The following is a 16,845-nucleotide window of genomic DNA, read 5'->3' on the forward strand; positions in this document are numbered from 1 at the left end:
GCCTAAAAATCTTTTCGCCTAGACTTCAGAAGTAATCTCCAAATGGGAATGATTGTCCATAGTATCAACACGAATACGGACAGGATGAAACCGAAATTGGTGCCAAAGAATTTTTTGAAGACTGCTCCGGTGTATCCCAATAAGGCAGAAATATCCAGTTTCAGTAAAATCAAGGTTCTAGACAGGTCCACGGGATTTAACATTGTAGCGACCAATGAAAAATTGTCCAGGGGATATTCTTCAAAAACAATCAACGACATTAAAAAGAGTCCATCATAGATGACCGCCAAAAACAACCAAAGCAACACGGCATAGCCAAAACCTTTGATTTTATTGTCATTGGACAAGGCAATATTAAAAGCTAGAGCGGCGAAAATTAAGGTCAAGAAAGTACCGGTAACCAAAAGAAGGGAAAAATCCCAAATGGCATTGCTCCTTAGCAATCCGTATAGAAAGAACGGAATGCCCAAGCCTAAAATAAGACTTAGGGAAAGTGAGCCTGCAACGCCCAAGTATTGGCCCAAGAAGATGGAGGTTCTTTTAATGGGTTGGGCCAAGAGCAGTTCGGTAAACTCCTTGGAGTTGTAATAATACATTACCCCAAAGATGGTGGCGATCAAGGGAACCAAAACTATAATCAGGTTCATTAGTGTGATGACTGCCTTGGATACATCATTGTTGAGAAATAAAAGGACAAAACCAAGAAGCAGATAGAACACAAAATATACATAGCTCCACCTACTTCGCATTAAATCGTAAAAACTATATTTTAGAATCTTAAGCATGGTCTTTTTGCGTTGCGATGGCCACGATGGCATGTTCAAAATTGGTTTGGCCTGTTTGTTTTTTTAACTCTTCAATACTGCCCTTGAAGTAGATTTTACCTTCCAATAAGTAAATGATTCCCTCCGCTACCTCTTCAACAAATTGCAGGATGTGGGATGTAACCAGAATGGTCTTTCCCTTTTCCTTTTCTGTTTGGATACATTTTTTTAGCTGAATCAGGGCGGCCGGATCTAATCCGGTGGTTGGCTCATCCAAAATCAGAAGGGGAGAATCGAACATAAAGGCTAGCACGATGTTCACTTTTTGTTTGGTTCCTCCGGAAAGCGTGGCTAATTTTTTGTCCAAAAATGGTCTAATTTGAAAGGCATCTATTAGTTCTTCAGAATTATCTGGTTTTTGTCTCAGGTCTACAATCATTCTGATAAGTTCACCCACACGAAGGTTCCCGGGGAAATTTGCGATTTGGGGAAGATAATTGATCTCCTTGCGGTATTTCCAATTGGTTTTAACCGCTTGATCCAATACCTCTATTTTGCCCTTGTCCATGCGGACCATGCCCAAAATACTTTTGATCAAGGTGGTTTTCCCCGAACCATTGGGGCCTAAAACTGCAAAGATTCCCCCACCTTCAATAATCAGGTTCAAGTTGTTGAGCACTTGATTTTTTCCAAATTTTTTATGGAGATCTACTACTTTAATCATTATATTTTTTTCATTTTAGGGGCATTGTCCATGAGATTATCCGGAGTAAAAACAGGTGAAACTTTTTCTGAGAAATCTATGATATCCATAAAAAGGCTTCTCAGCAGAACAATGGTTTCCGGTGTTCGGTTGACGATATAGGAGAATAGCTTCACAGGCCTATAAGGTACATCGCCAATCCCGTTTTTGTCCAGATCATACCCGGTATAATCACTCCAAAAATTCCCGTCGAAGGTATTGTCGTTCAATTTACTGTTGTACGAGACATCGAAGGAATTGTATAAAAAATTGTTTTCCGAGAAGGAGTTGCCATAACAAGCTCCACGAACCTTGATGGCCCATCCGTTGCTGACAAAATCATTTTGACGATATTCGATTCTATTTGACCCCTCAATACTGATACCTACCGTGTTTTCTTCGAAAATATTGTTGGCTATTTCCGCATCATTGATTTCTTTAAGGAGCATGCCAAAGGAAGCCGTTCCCCAATTTTTCTTGAAAGTATTATGGTACATTTTAATCTGCTTGGAGAACATGACGGCAACCCCGGCACCGTTGTTTTCAAATGTGTTGCCCTGATAGATGTCGTTGTTGGAAAACATAAAATGCAGCCCATATCGGACGTTATTGGTGCTGATGTTGTTTTCTATAAGCACATTATCCGAGAATTCCAGATAGATGCCATCCCGAACATGCTGTACTATATTCCGGGAAACCTCAATATTGTTACAGTACCATAATTGAATGCCGTTTCCTGAATTGAACTCCTCAACCGCATCACCAATGATTTTGTTGTGATAAACCTTTCCGTCCTTTGCTTTCTCTAAATAGATGCCAAAAAATAGTTTTTCCAGCACCACGTTCTGGATGAGGAAATTTGCACTCTTAACCACTCTTATTGCTGCGTAATCCGAAGTATAGCTAGTTCCTACATTTATAATGAAGAGCCCATCCACAGTAACATCATCAGAGGTAATGGTGATAATCTCGCCTTGGTCTTCACCGTCAATTATAGGATAGTTTTTCCCAAGGAGGGTCAGTGGCTTATCCACGACAATGTTGTATTCTTTGTAAGTGCCCTTTTGGATAAGCAAGGTGTCGTAATCCATTGCCGTGGCTACACCTTCCTTAAGGCTGTTGACAGGACAGGACTTGCAGACCTCTATGGTTTTTCCGTGGGCATGCAGACCGATTAAGACCAGTAAAAAAGGGAGAATTTTGGTCATTGTACTATCGTATAATCAGAAACTTTGAATTTTCGTTGGCCTCAACCCAATGCTTTTCTTCTTTTGGAAAGTTGAAATGCTGTTGTTCCGAAAGTTGAAACGTGCTTTTATTGATATGAAAGTCAATGTTTCCTTCCAAAACCAATAACTGGGCTTCGCGAGGAGAGCTATGCTCTGGAAAGATGGTGCCTTTCTCCAAACTTATGGACAGTACTTCAACAGCATCTGTTTTGCGCAGTACCTGAATTTTCAAGCCGCTAAAATTTTCATTTTTGATTTGATTATTGATTGTGTACATCATATAGGTCTAAGGATTGAGTTCTACCAAAAGTTCTTCCCAGGAGTAAAGAGTACCACCATGTTTGTTGTGTTCGATTGCTGCTTCTTCCTGGGTAGCAAAAGCGGTTAGAAAAGCACCCATGGGACTGGGAATCCCCTCACTGATCAGAAATACGGACGCTGTAGCATCAATCAATTCTCCCGGTTGGGTATAGTGGTTGTTCAAGTAAAGTGCAACCGATTCAGGGTCCATTTCATTTCTATAATTGACCATACATTCAATAGCGTCAAACTTATAAGCCTTTCCTTTTTTTGTTACTATTTGTGCTGCATGTTGTTTGTCCACGATGGTCATTCTGCAAAAATGACAACCATCCGTGCCGTATTCAATTTCCTGGGGTTTGGCACTACAGCTAGAAAAAAGCCCAATTAGTAGCAAGGGTAAAACCAATATCCAAAGCAAGTACTTTTTCATCTTGGAGAATTTATTGTTTGTTTTTCTTTCTTCCCACCAAGAACCCTAAAAAAGCAAGTCCCATTCCTGCACCCAGGCTGTAGGCACCAAGTTGAGGATAGGAGTGGGCGGTAAAATTTAGGATATCCTTGGTTCCAAAGAGTGGTGGCTGGAAACCCATTACAGAGCCATCAGGGTTAGTAAATTTCATAATAGCTTTAGGATCAAGATCATGCCCATAATCGTGTTCCCAAAGGTAAAAGTCATAGAGACCTGCTGCACTTAAGAGTACCATCAGGATGAACCAATACAAATACCATTTGTAATTCGCCTTAAAAGCGATCAAAAGACCTATTAGAGTTGTGATTAAAATGCCAGCTGGGAATATTTTAAACTCAGGAATAGCCTCGGGAATATATTTCATCCCAACATAGTGGTTCATCAAGTTGATATTCTTGATATCGTGGGGGTTGGCATCCGAGAAGTCATTAATGTGGATATACATTCCAAGTGGAGTTGGGTATTGAGGGGCTTCTAGGGTAATTTTCCACAATGGAAATACGAAGAGTAGAAGCGGGAGCAAAGCTCCGGCAAACATTAGAATTTTCTCTTTTTTCATTTTTTTGGGTCTTTTGTGGTTAAAAAGCGGAAGGAAGATCCCTCCGCTTTTTTCAACTAAACCAATATTAAAAACTAACTAATCTTCTCCTAGAGACCAGGTCAAATCCAAATTGGAATCAGCAGGAGAAACCCTTATATATCCTTGCATTTCTTGGTGTAACGCCGAACAGAAGTCGGTACAATAGAAAGGCCATACTCCTACTTGTTTAGGTTCCCAAACAAAGGTCTCCGTTTGTCCGGGCATAATAAGAAGTTCAGAGGTGTTTGCCCCGATTATACTAACACCATGGGGCACATCATAGTCCTGTTCCAAGTTGGTCACGTGGAAATAGACCTTGTCGCCAACTTTGATTCCTTCAATATTATCAGGATTAAAGTGGCTTCTAATCATGGTCATATAGATATGGACCTCCTTACCGTCACGTTCTACCCTAACATCCGCATCCGATGTTGTAGCATAGGCATGTTTGTTATCCGTTAGATTAAAAATTTTCTTGGATCTTGGTTTCACCAAATCCGCTGCGATACCTGCGGCATAGTGTGGCTCACCCACGGTTGGGAAGTCGAGCAAGAGTTCCATTTTTTCGCCTGAAATATCATATAACTGGGCCGATTGTGTAACCTCCGGGCCTGTTGGGAGATAACGGTCTTTGGTTATCTTGTTCATGGCCAATACGTACTCTCCAAAGGGTTTTCTTGAGTTTCCACCTGGAATCATCAAGTGACCTACAGAATAATAGGTTGGTTTTCTATCGACCACTTCCCAAGTGCCAAGTTTCCATTTAACCACCTCAGATGAGATGAAGAAGGTTGTGTATGCATTTCCTTTACCATCAAACTCGGTATGTAATGGTCCAAGACCAGGTTGATTTACCGTACCTGCCAATACATCCTCAAATTTCAAGATTGGAATACCGTAAGCTTCCCCATCAAATTTTTGGTTTTCAATGGCATCTATCATTTTGGTGAAGGAATGCACGGTCAAATCCGCGGATAATTTTCCGTTACCAACAATGTACTCCCCAGATGGGTCAACATCACATCCATGGGGTGATTTAGGTGTTGGCAAGAAATAGACCAATCCGGGGCATTCAGCTGGGTCCAATACCCTAACCTCTTTTTTCATCGTTGAGGTTGCAGTATGGGTCTCTTCATCATACACGTTGTGGGCGTAATTGGCCGGGATGGTCTTGAATTTACCTTGCGCGATATATTCTTCAGCCTTTTTCCAGTTTACCGCTGCGATAAAATCCTTATCGTTTTGTGAAGCGTTCACTTCCATAAGGGTACTGGCTTCCTCCGTGTTATAAGTGGTAAAGAAAAACCAACCATGGGAGGCACCACGTCCGGGGTGTGATAGATCATAATCGAAACCTGGCATAAGTACTTGGAAGGAAAGGTCCATTTCACCGTCTTCTGGGTCCACACTGATAAAGGATAGGGCCCCTTTAAAGTTTCCTTTGTATTCCTTGATGGACATATCGCGTTGTGGTACCGGGACCGAAAAACGTGTCCCTGCAACTACATACTCCGTGTTTTCCGTTACAAATGCAGAACTATGGTTCCCAGCACTATTTGGAATTTCAATGATTTCCGTAGTTTCAAATACACTAAGGTCGATTTTGGCAATCCGTGGTGTGTTGTTTCCATTGATAAACACGTAGCGTCCGTCCACTTCTCCATTGGTCTGCGAAATATCAGGGTGGTGGGAATCGTCCCAAGGAATAAAGCCATGCGAAGTGTTCAACATAGGTTTGGTTTCCTCGTTATATCCCCAAGCTTTTTCCGCATCCTGTGAAAAAACGGGAATAACCTTGAAAAGTCGTCCGGATGGCAGTCCGTAAACAGATAACTGTCCGCTAAAACCACCGGAGATAAAGGCATAATAATCATCGTGCTCTCCGGGTGCCACGTACACTTTTTCCGCCGCACTGGACGATAAAGCTCCGTTGGAGTTGTTGCCCTGCTGGTTACAACTGGTCACCAAAAACAGGCCGGTGATTAGGGCAATCATAAAATAATTGAGTCTTTTCATTGTTGTTGATTTAAAAAAATTATCTAGTTCTAATTAATTGGGAGGAAGAATTACCTTGTCCACAACGTGAACAATACCATTACCAGCCGGAACACTGGCTATGATCTTGGCTCCTCCAACGAATACATCGTCTCCTTGCACCTCTACTGTTACATTTTGGTTGTTGGCTTGACCGAGTTTTTTGAATTTTTTCAAAAAGTCCTTGGTGTAGCGGCCAGGTGTAACATGGTACTTTAAAATATTTGCAAGGGCGTCCTTGTTTTCCGGTTTTAATAGATTTTCCACTGTACCGGCAGGTAGGGCTTCAAATGCACTGTTGGTGGGAGCAAAGACCATGAGAGGTCCAGCATTGACCAACGCATTTTCCAATTCCGCTGCCTGAACAGCTGCTACCAAAGTGGAGTGATCTTCCGAGCCAATGGCAATATCCAATACGTTGGGCGTGGCTTCATCGTCTTTAAGAAATGCTTGCCCCTGTTTTTTGGCATTTTCCTGTGTTGTCGCCCCCTGATCGGAAGGGGCTTGGGTCTTGGTTTCGTTTTTGCATCCGGCGAATAGGCAGAGTGCAAACAACAAACCAAATAAAAGATGCGTGTTGGCTATTTGTTTCATATTCAAGTTTTATAAGGTTCTAAAATATTCGAGTACCGCCCTGGCCTGTTCCTCTGTTAGGCCCTGATTGGCCATAGGTGAGCCATTAAATTCGATGAGAAGGTCTTTGGCCAAAGGATCTTCCTTTACCATTCCCTCGGGATTCAGAATCATATTCATTACCCACTCAGGAGTTCTTCTCTCCAAAATACCATCGGGAGCAGGACCAATAAATTTTTTACCCACCCTGTGGCAGGCCAAGCACATTTGGTCATATACCGCTTTCCCTTGATCAGCAAGTGCTGGATCTATCGTTTCTGGAATATCTACGGAAGTAACCGGACCAACACCTTTGTTGGAAAGATCAATTCTTTCTGATGCTTTAATGCCTTCAGCCTCGGGTTTTTTGGTGGTGTTTTCAGTTGCTTTTTGTCTTTGGACCTCAAATCCATCTTGTTTTTTTTCTTGTTTCCCCCCACAGGAAACCAGTAGTCCTAGGAAAAGAAGTGAACAGCCTTTTAAAATAGTTCTCATTTGATTACAATTGCTTGATTTTGTGGTCAAATGTAGCGGCTGGATTCCAGTTAGAATATGATAAAAATCAGATTTAGGATAAAAATATCTTTTTATTATTGCATGTATTTTTCTAGCTTTCCATCATGTTATCAAATTCAGCTAAATATGCTATGAAGGCGGTGCTTTTTTTGGCATTGCATACGGATGAAGACCATAAAATGATGGTTAAGGATGTATATGGAAGAATTAATGTGCCCCAATCGTATTTGGCCAAACTTTTGCAGGAGCTATCCAAGCACAATGTGATTTCTTCTGCAAGGGGACCTAAGGGAGGTTTTTATCTGAGTGCTATAAATAAGGAACTACCCCTGATTAAGATTGTTGATGTCATTGATGGGGAGCAACGTCTGCGATCGTGCCTTTTGAGCATAAAAGAATGCGATAGTGAAAATCCATGTGCTCTACATCATTTGGTTGGGAATGCCAATTCCTATTTTATTGAAAATTTGGAGAACACTAGTATTGCCGACCTCATTGTTGATGTAAGAGACGGGAAAACGGTACTACCACTTTAAATTTAATGCTGCTCAAATGCTCCAAGCCTATTTTTTAATTCCGAACTTATAGACACAGACCGATGTATAGGTGTCCCCTACATCAAGTTCCGTACTAGGAAAACCAGATTGGTTTGGTGAATTGGGGTAGTGCTGGGTCTCTAGGCAAAATGCCCCTCTTTTAAGATATTTTCTGCCACTTTTTCCTTTAACCGTGCCATCAAGAAAGTTACCGCTATAGAATTGGATTCCAGGTTCGTTGGTATACACTTCCATGGTTCTTCCGGAAGAGGGCTCTTCAACTTTTGCAGCCATGACGAGGCCTTCGGAATTTTTCGATGAGGTTTCCAGGATATAGTTATGGTCAAACCCTCCTGCCATTGTTAACTGGGAAGAATTGTTGTGGATGTCCTGTCCGATGGTTTTAGGAGATGTAAAATCCAATGGAGTTTGTTTCACATTGGCCAATTCTCCCGTAGGAATCAAATTTTCATCTATAGGGGTGTATAGGTCAGCATTGATGGTAAGGATATGATCTTCAATAGTGCCATTGCCTTCGCCCTTTAAATTGAAAAAGGAGTGGTGGGTGAGATTCACCACCGTTTTTTTATCGGTCGTTGCCTCATAGGAAATTTTTAGTTCGTTATCCTCCGTTAACTTGTAGCTTACCTTAACAGCAAGATTACCCGGATACCCTTCTTCCCCATCTGGAGAAATTCGAGAAAATTGGATACTCTTTTGGGAAACTTCATCCACTTTCCATACAACATTGTCGAATCCTTTTAAGCCCCCATGTAAATGATTTGGGCCATTGTTTTTGGCTAGAGGATATGTTTTTCCGTCCAAAACAAAACTACCATTGGCAATCCGATTGCCGTACCGGCCGATGGTGGCTCCAAAATAAGCTGCGCCCTCTTGTCCATATTCTTCTAGCGAATTAAAGCCAAGAACGATATCTTCCAGCTTTCCGTTTTTATCTGGTACATATAGGGAGACAAGTCGCTGGCCAAAGTTGGTAAAGTAGGCTTCAATTCCCTTGCCATTTCTTAAGGTATATAGCTTTACGGAATCACCCTCTATTTCAGTTTTAAAGTTTTCTTCTTGGGGTGTATGAATTTTATCAAGTTTGGGATTATTAATTTCCATTTGGATATTGTCTTTTGGTCTTCGTTCCTTGCAACAGGATAAAAGTATTGGGAATCCGATTAAAAGAATGGTTTTTTTTAGCCTTGGGATGGACATGATTGAATGACTTAGGGATTAAATGTAATCAAAAACATCCATGGGCCTACCAAGATCCATTTCAATTGATAAAGCTAAAAGAATCATGTTTTTATGAAGTAATGCGCTATTTGGCTTATGGGCAGTTTTAAAATTCAGAGTATAATTTATTGATTATCAATGAATTAATTTGTATATTTTTAAATATATCTTTTTTTGTGTATTTTGTACACACAATAATTCGGATACAAAAAAAATGCTATCTTAAAAGAGGTTTGGGCCAACGTGCAAACCGATTTGTAAATATCGGTTGCTACTGACAAAATAATTAGCGATGGGAAGACAATTAAGCAAGGATGAAAACAATCCTTTGAATACCTTGGATGATTGGGAAGACAATATATTAGAGCGTTATCCTGATCCATCTACAAATGAAAAGAAAAAGGAAGAATTCCGTAACTATGAGGACTCCGAACGGGTTGAAACAGTTAAGGAATTTTACCGATTGAACCATAAATACCAAACCTATGACTTTGTTTGTGAAAAGGAAAATGAGTTTTTGAAATTCAACCAAAAGGAAATGTCGCTGTGGGATGCAGTAGATTTTTTGAACACTTTGGTTGATGACAGTGACCCTGACATAGAGTTGGATCAATTGCAACATCTACTGCAAACCTCAGAGGCAATTCGGGCAGATGGGCACCCGGACTGGTTCGTCCTTACCGGATTTTTGCATGATATGGGAAAGGTTCTTTGTCTTTTTGGAGAGCCCCAATGGGCTGTTGTTGGTGATACATTTCCAGTAGGATGTGCCTTTTCCGATAAGATAGTTTATCCCGAATTTTTTCAAGAAAATCCGGATGCCGAAAATGAAAAGTACAAGCATAAGTACGGTGTTTATAAAGAAAATTGCGGTCTTGATCATGTTAAAATGAGTTGGGGACATGATGAGTATTTATATCAAATCATGAAGGACTATTTACCGGAACCCGCCTTGTACATGATCAGATACCACTCATTTTATGCCCAACACAGGGAAAATGCCTATGACTATCTTTTGAATGAAAAAGATCGGGAAATGTTTGAGTGGGTTCGGAAATTCAACCCTTACGATTTATATTCCAAAGCTCCCGTTCCTCCAGATGCCAACGCACTAAAACCCTATTATGAAGATTTAGTGGCTAAATATCTTCCGGAAAAACTTCGTTTTTAGCAACAAATTCTTGTAACCACTCTTTCGCAATGTTGACCACCTATCTTGGGTTCTTTGGATTTACGCTTTTCGTGGTGCTCTACACCACCTATAAATTGCGGAGGGACAATTTTAAAACTGCCAAGGGCTACTTTTTAGCGGGAAAAAGCCTTACCGGTCCTATTATTGCTGGTTCCATGATCTTGACCAATATCTCAACCGAGCATCTCATAGGGATGAATGGGAGCTCGTATAAAAATGGAATTATCGTTATTGCCTGGGAGGTCACTTCGGCAATTGCTCTGGTCATAGCTGCTATTTTCTTTCTTCCCCGCTTTATCCAAATGGGGCTTACCACCATTCCAGAATTTCTTGAAAGAAGATTTGACGGACTTACCAGATCTATTGTTGCATTTCTGCTGATGCTTTCCTTTGTGGTAACCCTCTTGCCAATAGTTTTATATTCTGGGGCAATCAACATTGAGAGTGTTTTTGAGTTTACCGAAATGTTCGGAATAAGCAAAACAGAGGCACTTTTGTATACGGTATTGACCATAGGTGTGATCGGTTCTTTGTATGCTATTTTTGGTGGGCTTAAGGCGGTGGCTTATTCAGATAGTCTAAATGGATTGGGACTGATGCTCGGCGGTTTGCTTATTCCGACCATTGCACTATATCAGATTGGAAACGGGGACATGATTGAAGGATTGACCACAATATACGATTTTGCCCCAGAGAAGTTTGATATAGTCGGCTCCCCGGACTCTGTATTGCCCTTTTCCACACTTTTCACAGGTCTAATGATCAACCAACTCTATTTCTGGGGAATGAACCAGGCCATTATACAAAGGGCATTTGGAGCCAAGAATTTGGCGGAGGCCCAGAAGGGATTGATCTACACAGGTATACTAAAGCTTTTGGTTCCATTGATTATTGTTTTACCTGGCTTGATCGCTTTCTATTATTTTCAGGATGAGTACTACGCTACCCCGGATTTAATCTACCCCTTGTTGGTCAAAAAAGTGCTGCCGGCCTATCTCTATGGATTTTTTGCAGCGGTGGTCTTGGGAGCGGTATTGAGCACTTTTAACAGTGTGCTTAATTCGGCCAGTACCATTTTTTGTTATGATATCTACAAGAAAATAATCAACACCCAAGCATCCGACGCAAAACTGGTACGATGGGGAAAGTTTACTTCCGTGGTACTCGCAGTTGGTGCTATCGCCATTGCCCCTTTTGTGGCCTATGCCCCGGACGGACTCTATTTTTTACTCCAAGAATTAAACGGAATCTTTTTTATACCCATTTCTTCCGTAATAATAGCTGGAATTTTTGTCAAGCAAATTAACGCAACAGGTGCAAAAGCGGGGCTTTTCTTTGGCTTTTCATTTTACATATTGGCCACTTTTATCCTGGATTTGGATATACACTTCGTGCATTTATGGGGAATTGAGTTTGTTTTGAATTTCATCATTATGTGGCTGGTGTCCAAACAATTTTCAACAACGGATTATGTTCACGAAAAATATAAGTATCCAGATCAACCATGGTCTAAAGTAAAATGGGCAGGCGCAATACTAACTGGCTTAACTATTCTAATTTATATAGCATTGTCATAAGAGGGAATCGGGAAAAGAAAATATGAGCAAAAACAAGTTTATAGCAAACGACTTTTTATTACAGGGCAAGTATGCCATGGAACTCTATCATGAGTATGCGAGCAAGATGCCCATTATTGATTACCACAATCACCTACCGGTCCAACAGATTTTGGAGGATAAGACCTATGATGACATCACTGAAGTTTGGATCGCTGGAGATCACTATAAATGGAGGGCAATGCGGGCATTGGGCGTTGATGAGAAATATATTACAGGGGATGCTTCTAACAGGGAAAAGTTTCAAAAATGGGCTGGTACAGTTCCTTATACGGTTAGAAACCCCCTTTACCATTGGACTCATTTAGAGCTGGTCAGATACTTCAATTTTCATGAATTGTTATCGGATAAAAATGCAGACACGGTCTTTCAATTAACCAAAGAGAAACTGGCAACGGGGGAGTATGGCTGCCGGGGTCTATTGGAAATGATGAATGTAGAAGTGCTTTGCACCACTGAGGACCCAACGGACACCTTGGTATATCACCAAACCTTGGGGCAGAGTGATTTCGGAATTAAGGTAGGAACGGCGTTTCGGCCGGATAGGGCCATCCTAATTGGTAACGAGGATTACAATAATTATTTGGATGTTCTTGAAGAAACAAGTGGAACCCAGATTGGGACCTATCAGGATTTATGCGATGCCTTGTTGGACCGGCTGCATTATTTCAAGGTTAATGGATGCTCGATATCGGATCACGGTCTGAGTTATATTCCATTTGAAGAGGCCGCACCCATAACAATTGAAGCCATATTTCAAAAGCGTAGGGCAGGGAAGATGATCAGCCCTATAGAGCAGGAACAATTTATGACCGCCTTATTGCTGTTTCTTGGGGAGTGTTATCACGAAATGGGTTGGGTACAGCAATTCCATTTGGGAGCGCTGCGCAATAACAACCGTCGTATGGGAAAAGTTTTGGGCCCGGATACGGGTTGGGACTCCATAGGCGACTTTAAACAGGCTGCTACATTGTCCAGATTTCTTAGTAAGTTGGATGAAAACAACACTCTTTCAAAAACCATTCTCTATAACTTAAACCCTTCAGACAATGAGGTTTTGGCCACCATGGCAGGAAATTTTAATGATGGCACTGTAAAAGGTAAGGTCCAATTTGGTTCGGGGTGGTGGTTCCTAGATCAAAAAGATGGAATTGAAAAACAGTTGAATACCCTATCGAACATGGGAATGATAAGCACTTTCATCGGTATGCTTACGGATTCGAGAAGCTTTTTATCCTTCCCCAGACATGAATACTTCAGAAGGATTCTGTGCAATCTTTTTGGGGCAGAAATACAACGGGGAGAACTGCCAACCGATATAAAATGGATTGGTAAAATCATACAAGATATTTGTTACAATAATGCCAAAGAGTACTTCAATTTTTAGGTTTTATATCCTGTTGGGGATTTTACCGATTTTCTTCTGCGGATGTATGGAGAATGATACAAAAGTGTTAAAATTGGCCCACGGTCTGGATGTGAACCATTCGGTGCATCAGGCGATGGTAAAAATGGGAGAAGAACTGGGCAGGCTTTCCGAAGGTAAAATGACATTGGAGATTTTTCCCAGCCAACAGTTGGGTACCGAACGCGAATGTTTGGAGCTATTGCAAATGGGAAGTCTGGATATGACCAAGGTTTCTGTTGGGGTAATGGAAAATTTCGCCCCTAAAATGAAGGTTTTGGGTATGCCGTTTCTGTTTCGAGATAGGGACCATTCCTTTCTGGTTTTAGATGGCCCCATAGGACAACGGCTTTTAAACGAAGGACAAAAGTATTGGCTAAAAGGATTGGGGTATTATGATGCGGGTAGTCGGAGCTTTTACACTAAAGAACGTCCTGTGGAATCCCCAAAAGATTTAAAAAACCTCAAAATTCGGGTGATGGAAAGTGTAACGGCCATGGAAATGGTTCGCGAGCTAGGAGGTTCGCCCACTCCTATTTCTTGGGGAGAGCTTTACACCTCTTTGCAACAGGGTATTGTGGATGGTGCTGAAAACAATCCCCCAAGTTTCTATTTGTCAAAACATTATGAAGTGTGCAAGTATTATGTGCTGGATGAACACACCTTTTTACCAGATGTGCTCGTCATCGCGACACATGCATGGAACAAAATGTCCGATGAGGAGCAAAAGTGGCTGAAAGAGGCTTCAGAAATCTCTATTGCCTATCAACGGGAATTATGGGCCGAAGCAGAAAAAAGAGCCATTGAAGCTGTAATGGAGGCTGGGGTGGAAGTGATAGTCCCAGATAAATCCCCATTTATTGAAAAAGTAAGTGGATTCTACGATGCATACCAGCAAGATTCAACTATGAACACTTTAATTGAAGAAATACGAAATACGAACTGAATGGAGGTGAGAAAAAAAGTCGATAAAATTCTGGGAATCCTTCTGGCAATGATCATGGGAGTAATGGTGGTCAATGTATTGTGGCAGGTGTGCAGCAGATTTTTACTGGGAAGTCCCAGTTCCTTTACTGAGGAATTGGCTCGATATCTAATGATTTGGGTAGGGATTATGGGCGCAGCCTTCGTATCTGGGAAAAAAATGCACGTGGCAATCGAAGCACTTCCTTCAAGACTATCTCCAAAATCGCAAAGAAGGTTAAGAGCAATCGTCTATGTACTGATACTGCTTTTTGCACTTTTCGCCATGGTCCTGGGAGGTAGTAGATTGGTGTATATCAGTTATCTACTAGGGCAGAAATCGCCGGCACTCCAAATACCGCTGGCCTTAGTCTATACCGTAATTCCAATTAGCGGATTATTGATTGTCTATTATAAACTTCATGACCTAAAATACAATTGAAATGGCAGAGGTTATTCCAATTTTAGTACTTGTTTTAGGTTTTATGCTCTTTCTTTCCATAGGAACTCCCGTTGCTTGGAGCATTGCACTTTCTTCATTACTTACGATGCTTGTCAGTATTCCCTTTTTACCGGCTTTGACGACAGTGTCGCAACGAATGGCTGCCGGATTGGATAGTTTTGCCTTACTGGCCATACCGTTTTTTATTCTCTCTGGTCAGCTCATGAACAAGGGAGGTGTGGCCCATAGGTTAATTGCCTTTGCCAAAACTTTGGTGGGAGCCCTTCCAGGTGGACTGGCGTTGATCAATATTATTTCGGCCATGCTTATGGGGGCCATTGCGGGTTCAGCCTTGGCATCTGCCTCTGCCGTAGGCAGTATTTTGGGGCCAGAAATGGAAAAAGAAGGTTATTCCAAGGAGTTTGGTGCAGCGGTTAACATTACTTCCAGTACAACAGGATTGATTATTCCGCCAAGTAATGTTCTTATTGTCTATTCCCTTGCCAGCGGGGGCGTCTCCATTGCTGCCTTATTTTTGGCAGGATATTTACCCGGAATTCTAACAGGCCTTTTCTTGATGCTGGTAGCTTCTGTTTGGGCAAAGAAGAAAAAGTATAAAACTGGAAAACGAAGCAGTTTAAAGGAAATAGGGAAGACCTTTGTTGATGCATTTCCTAGTTTGATGTTGCTCGTTTTGGTAATAGGGGGTATTGTATCAGGCATATTTACCGCTACGGAGGCTTCGGCCATTGCCGTTTTATATACGTTGATTTTGGGATTTGCCTACAAAGAAATCAGATGGAAAAGCCTTCCCGAAATCTTGTTGGATTCTTCCGCCACCACAGCCATTGTCATGCTGCTGGTTGGAGCTTCCATGAGCATGTCTTGGGTAATGTCCTATGAAAGTATTCCGCAGGATATTAGCACCACTTTATTGGCTTTGAGCGATAACCCAATCGCAATTCTTCTAATTATAAATCTGTTATTATTGTTCGTGGGTATATTTATGGATATCACCCCAGCAGTGTTGATATTCACGCCAATTTTTTTACCGATTGTGACAAAATTGGGAATGGACCCTGTGCATTTTGGGATTGTGATGGTCCTAAATCTATGTATAGGAATTTGCACTCCTCCTGTGGGTTCGGTGCTTTTCATAGGTGTGGGTGTGGCCAATACCACCATCGAAAAAGTGCTTAAACCTCTAATTCCTTTGTTTTTGGCGATGATTTTGGCCCTTTTGTTGGTGACGTACATTCCAGCGATAAGTTTATGGCTTCCTGGGATTTTTAAGGTGTGAAACAGAGAGAGGGCAATAATCACAAATTATTTTGTTTAAGGATATTTAATTTTAATTAAACAAATTTGTAATTTTGGGCAAAAACAGGAAGTTCAAAATATTATAGGCCCCTTATGAAGACTGCCATAAAAATTAAGACCGCTCCTTCCAAAGTGCCAGAGGCATTGAAATCAATTTATGACATTCCGGTTAACGACCTCGGAGGTAATCCAATTGATTTATCAATATTTAAAGGGAGATATATTCTGTTTGTCAATGTTGCTTCAAAATGTGGATTTACAGCGCAGTATAAGGATTTACAACAGTTAAGTGACAAATACCCTGATCAATTAGTGGTGATTGGTGCTCCATGTAATCAATTTGGTGGGCAAGAAGCTGGTAGCGCTTCACAAATCCGAGGTTTCTGCGAGCTCAATTTTGGTGTTACGTTTTTGCTGACCGAAAAACTTAATGTCAAAGGTGTTCATCAACATCCGCTTTACAGTTGGTTGACATTAAAGAAATTGAATGGCAAGAAAAGTTCAAAGGTTCAGTGGAATTTTCAAAAGTATTTGGTCAGTCCTAAAGGCCAACTTATTGATTATTACTATTCTTTTACAAAACCACTAAGTTCAAAGATTACTAAATACTTGTAGACTTGAATTGAAAATATAAGCTTGACAAAGTCTAATTCCCCCATATTGGAACAAGAAACAAAAAGCCCATAAATCAAAGATTTATGGGCTTTTTAAGTGACCTGACTGGGGCTCGAACCCAGGACCCTCTCCTTAAAAGGGAGATGCTCTACCAACTGAGCTATCAGGTCTTGCTTTATTTACTACCGTGAGTAGCCTTAAGCGGGTGCAAATATAATATCAATAATCTATTTTGCAAGATGATTTAATGATAAATTTGTGTTTT

Annotated in this window: 18 protein-coding genes and 1 tRNA gene; 8 read left to right on the forward strand and 11 right to left on the reverse strand. The window is 41.1% G+C overall.

Annotation, left to right across the window (positions count from 1 at the left end; genetic code table 11):
• Window positions 1-2: 2 nt before the first annotated feature.
• The 9 genes from BUC10_RS16325 to BUC10_RS16365 form a co-directional block, all read right to left on the reverse strand.
• Complete coding sequence (locus BUC10_RS16325; RefSeq protein WP_073181641.1) at window positions 3-785, reverse strand: ABC transporter permease; 783 nt, start codon at window positions 783-785, stop codon at window positions 3-5.
• Entirely contained in the window at window positions 778-1,488 is a 711-nt protein-coding gene (locus BUC10_RS16330) for an ABC transporter ATP-binding protein (RefSeq protein WP_073181643.1), read from the reverse strand. Before BUC10_RS16330 ends, BUC10_RS16325 begins: the two co-directional genes overlap by 8 nt.
• Window positions 1,488-2,714: a nitrous oxide reductase family maturation protein NosD gene (locus tag BUC10_RS16335; protein ID WP_073181645.1), complete on the reverse strand. Its 1,227-nt coding sequence runs from the start codon at window positions 2,712-2,714 to the stop codon at window positions 1,488-1,490. Before BUC10_RS16335 ends, BUC10_RS16330 begins: the two co-directional genes overlap by 1 nt.
• A gap of 4 nt (window positions 2,715-2,718) precedes the next feature.
• Complete coding sequence (locus BUC10_RS16340; protein ID WP_245812848.1) at window positions 2,719-2,967, reverse strand: cupin domain-containing protein; 249 nt, start codon at window positions 2,965-2,967, stop codon at window positions 2,719-2,721.
• Between the two features lie 54 nt (window positions 2,968-3,021).
• A complete protein-coding gene (locus BUC10_RS16345) occupies window positions 3,022-3,468 on the reverse strand; it encodes a nitrous oxide reductase accessory protein NosL (RefSeq protein ID WP_073181648.1) in 447 nt (148 codons plus the stop codon).
• Window positions 3,469-3,478: 10 nt separating this feature from the next.
• On the reverse strand, window positions 3,479-4,066 hold the full coding sequence (locus tag BUC10_RS16350) for a hypothetical protein (protein ID WP_073181650.1): 588 nt from the start codon (window positions 4,064-4,066) through the stop codon (window positions 3,479-3,481).
• A gap of 78 nt (window positions 4,067-4,144) precedes the next feature.
• The gene (gene nosZ / locus BUC10_RS16355; protein WP_073181652.1) at window positions 4,145-6,103 is read right to left on the reverse strand and encodes a Sec-dependent nitrous-oxide reductase; all 1,959 of its coding nucleotides are present in this window, start codon (window positions 6,101-6,103) and stop codon (window positions 4,145-4,147) included.
• A gap of 33 nt (window positions 6,104-6,136) precedes the next feature.
• On the reverse strand, window positions 6,137-6,715 hold the full coding sequence (locus BUC10_RS16360) for a fasciclin domain-containing protein (RefSeq protein ID WP_073181654.1): 579 nt from the start codon (window positions 6,713-6,715) through the stop codon (window positions 6,137-6,139).
• A 9-nt stretch (window positions 6,716-6,724) separates the two neighbouring features.
• Window positions 6,725-7,228 (reverse strand): c-type cytochrome, encoded by a 504-nt coding sequence (locus tag BUC10_RS16365; RefSeq protein ID WP_073181656.1) that lies wholly within the window; start codon window positions 7,226-7,228, stop codon window positions 6,725-6,727.
• A 125-nt stretch (window positions 7,229-7,353) separates the two neighbouring features.
• On the opposite strand from BUC10_RS16365, the gene BUC10_RS16370 reads away from it, so the two are divergent.
• Entirely contained in the window at window positions 7,354-7,785 is a 432-nt protein-coding gene (locus BUC10_RS16370; protein WP_073181658.1) for an RrF2 family transcriptional regulator, read from the forward strand.
• A gap of 27 nt (window positions 7,786-7,812) precedes the next feature.
• Here the strand turns inward: BUC10_RS16370 and BUC10_RS16375 are convergent, their stop codons facing one another.
• Window positions 7,813-8,910, reverse strand: a complete 1,098-nt coding sequence (locus BUC10_RS16375) for an aldose epimerase family protein (protein ID WP_116465787.1) — start codon at window positions 8,908-8,910, stop codon at window positions 7,813-7,815.
• A gap of 409 nt (window positions 8,911-9,319) precedes the next feature.
• Here BUC10_RS16375 and BUC10_RS16380 point away from each other — a divergent pair, with 409 nt between their 5' ends.
• The 7 genes from BUC10_RS16380 (at window position 9,320) to BUC10_RS16410 (ending at window position 16,580) form a co-directional block, all read left to right on the forward strand.
• Complete coding sequence (locus tag BUC10_RS16380) at window positions 9,320-10,198, forward strand: inositol oxygenase family protein (protein ID WP_073181662.1); 879 nt, start codon at window positions 9,320-9,322, stop codon at window positions 10,196-10,198.
• Between the two features lie 29 nt (window positions 10,199-10,227).
• The gene (locus BUC10_RS16385; protein ID WP_073181664.1) at window positions 10,228-11,796 is read left to right on the forward strand and encodes a solute:sodium symporter family transporter; all 1,569 of its coding nucleotides are present in this window, start codon (window positions 10,228-10,230) and stop codon (window positions 11,794-11,796) included.
• 22 nt (window positions 11,797-11,818) lie between these two features.
• Window positions 11,819-13,222 (forward strand): glucuronate isomerase, encoded by a 1,404-nt coding sequence (gene uxaC / locus BUC10_RS16390; protein ID WP_073181666.1) that lies wholly within the window; start codon window positions 11,819-11,821, stop codon window positions 13,220-13,222.
• A gap of 46 nt (window positions 13,223-13,268) precedes the next feature.
• Window positions 13,269-14,186, forward strand: coding sequence for a TRAP transporter substrate-binding protein (locus tag BUC10_RS16395; protein WP_245812849.1), 918 nt, complete (start codon window positions 13,269-13,271; stop codon window positions 14,184-14,186).
• Window positions 14,187-14,645 (forward strand): TRAP transporter small permease, encoded by a 459-nt coding sequence (locus BUC10_RS16400; RefSeq protein WP_073181670.1) that lies wholly within the window; start codon window positions 14,187-14,189, stop codon window positions 14,643-14,645.
• Between the two features lies 1 nt (window position 14,646).
• Complete coding sequence (locus BUC10_RS16405; protein WP_073181672.1) at window positions 14,647-15,945, forward strand: TRAP transporter large permease; 1,299 nt, start codon at window positions 14,647-14,649, stop codon at window positions 15,943-15,945.
• Window positions 15,946-16,058: 113 nt separating this feature from the next.
• Window positions 16,059-16,580: a glutathione peroxidase gene (locus tag BUC10_RS16410; RefSeq protein WP_073181675.1), complete on the forward strand. Its 522-nt coding sequence runs from the start codon at window positions 16,059-16,061 to the stop codon at window positions 16,578-16,580.
• A 97-nt stretch (window positions 16,581-16,677) separates the two neighbouring features.
• Here BUC10_RS16410 and BUC10_RS16415 read toward each other — a convergent pair.
• A tRNA-Lys gene (locus BUC10_RS16415) sits at window positions 16,678-16,750 on the reverse strand.
• Between the last annotated feature and the right edge of the window lie 95 nt (window positions 16,751-16,845).

Origin of the sequence: Flagellimonas flava, from assembly GCF_900129665.1 — a bacterium.
Taxonomy (GTDB): Bacteria; Bacteroidota; Bacteroidia; order Flavobacteriales; family Flavobacteriaceae; genus Flagellimonas; species Flagellimonas flava.

Bases quoted from the DNA above. Each gene is read 5' to 3' on its own strand.
- nosZ (WP_073181652.1), bottom strand. From the start codon at position 6,103: ATGAAAAGACTCAATTATTTTATGATTGCCCTAATCACCGGCCTGTTT.
- BUC10_RS16385 (WP_073181664.1), top strand. From the start codon at position 10,228: ATGTTGACCACCTATCTTGGGTTCTTTGGATTTACGCTTTTCGTGGTG.
- BUC10_RS16400 (WP_073181670.1), top strand. From the start codon at position 14,187: ATGGAGGTGAGAAAAAAAGTCGATAAAATTCTGGGAATCCTTCTGGCA.
- BUC10_RS16395 (WP_245812849.1), top strand. From the start codon at position 13,269: ATGGAGAATGATACAAAAGTGTTAAAATTGGCCCACGGTCTGGATGTG.
- BUC10_RS16330 (WP_073181643.1), bottom strand. From the start codon at position 1,488: ATGATTAAAGTAGTAGATCTCCATAAAAAATTTGGAAAAAATCAAGTG.
- BUC10_RS16380 (WP_073181662.1), top strand. From the start codon at position 9,320: ATGGGAAGACAATTAAGCAAGGATGAAAACAATCCTTTGAATACCTTG.
- BUC10_RS16410 (WP_073181675.1), top strand. From the start codon at position 16,059: ATGAAGACTGCCATAAAAATTAAGACCGCTCCTTCCAAAGTGCCAGAG.
- BUC10_RS16360 (WP_073181654.1), bottom strand. From the start codon at position 6,715: ATGAAACAAATAGCCAACACGCATCTTTTATTTGGTTTGTTGTTTGCA.
- BUC10_RS16350 (WP_073181650.1), bottom strand. From the start codon at position 4,066: ATGAAAAAAGAGAAAATTCTAATGTTTGCCGGAGCTTTGCTCCCGCTT.
- BUC10_RS16325 (WP_073181641.1), bottom strand. From the start codon at position 785: ATGCTTAAGATTCTAAAATATAGTTTTTACGATTTAATGCGAAGTAGG.
- uxaC (WP_073181666.1), top strand. From the start codon at position 11,819: ATGAGCAAAAACAAGTTTATAGCAAACGACTTTTTATTACAGGGCAAG.
- BUC10_RS16370 (WP_073181658.1), top strand. From the start codon at position 7,354: ATGTTATCAAATTCAGCTAAATATGCTATGAAGGCGGTGCTTTTTTTG.
- BUC10_RS16375 (WP_116465787.1), bottom strand. From the start codon at position 8,910: ATGGAAATTAATAATCCCAAACTTGATAAAATTCATACACCCCAAGAA.
- BUC10_RS16405 (WP_073181672.1), top strand. From the start codon at position 14,647: ATGGCAGAGGTTATTCCAATTTTAGTACTTGTTTTAGGTTTTATGCTC.
- BUC10_RS16365 (WP_073181656.1), bottom strand. From the start codon at position 7,228: ATGAGAACTATTTTAAAAGGCTGTTCACTTCTTTTCCTAGGACTACTG.
- BUC10_RS16345 (WP_073181648.1), bottom strand. From the start codon at position 3,468: ATGAAAAAGTACTTGCTTTGGATATTGGTTTTACCCTTGCTACTAATT.
- BUC10_RS16335 (WP_073181645.1), bottom strand. From the start codon at position 2,714: ATGACCAAAATTCTCCCTTTTTTACTGGTCTTAATCGGTCTGCATGCC.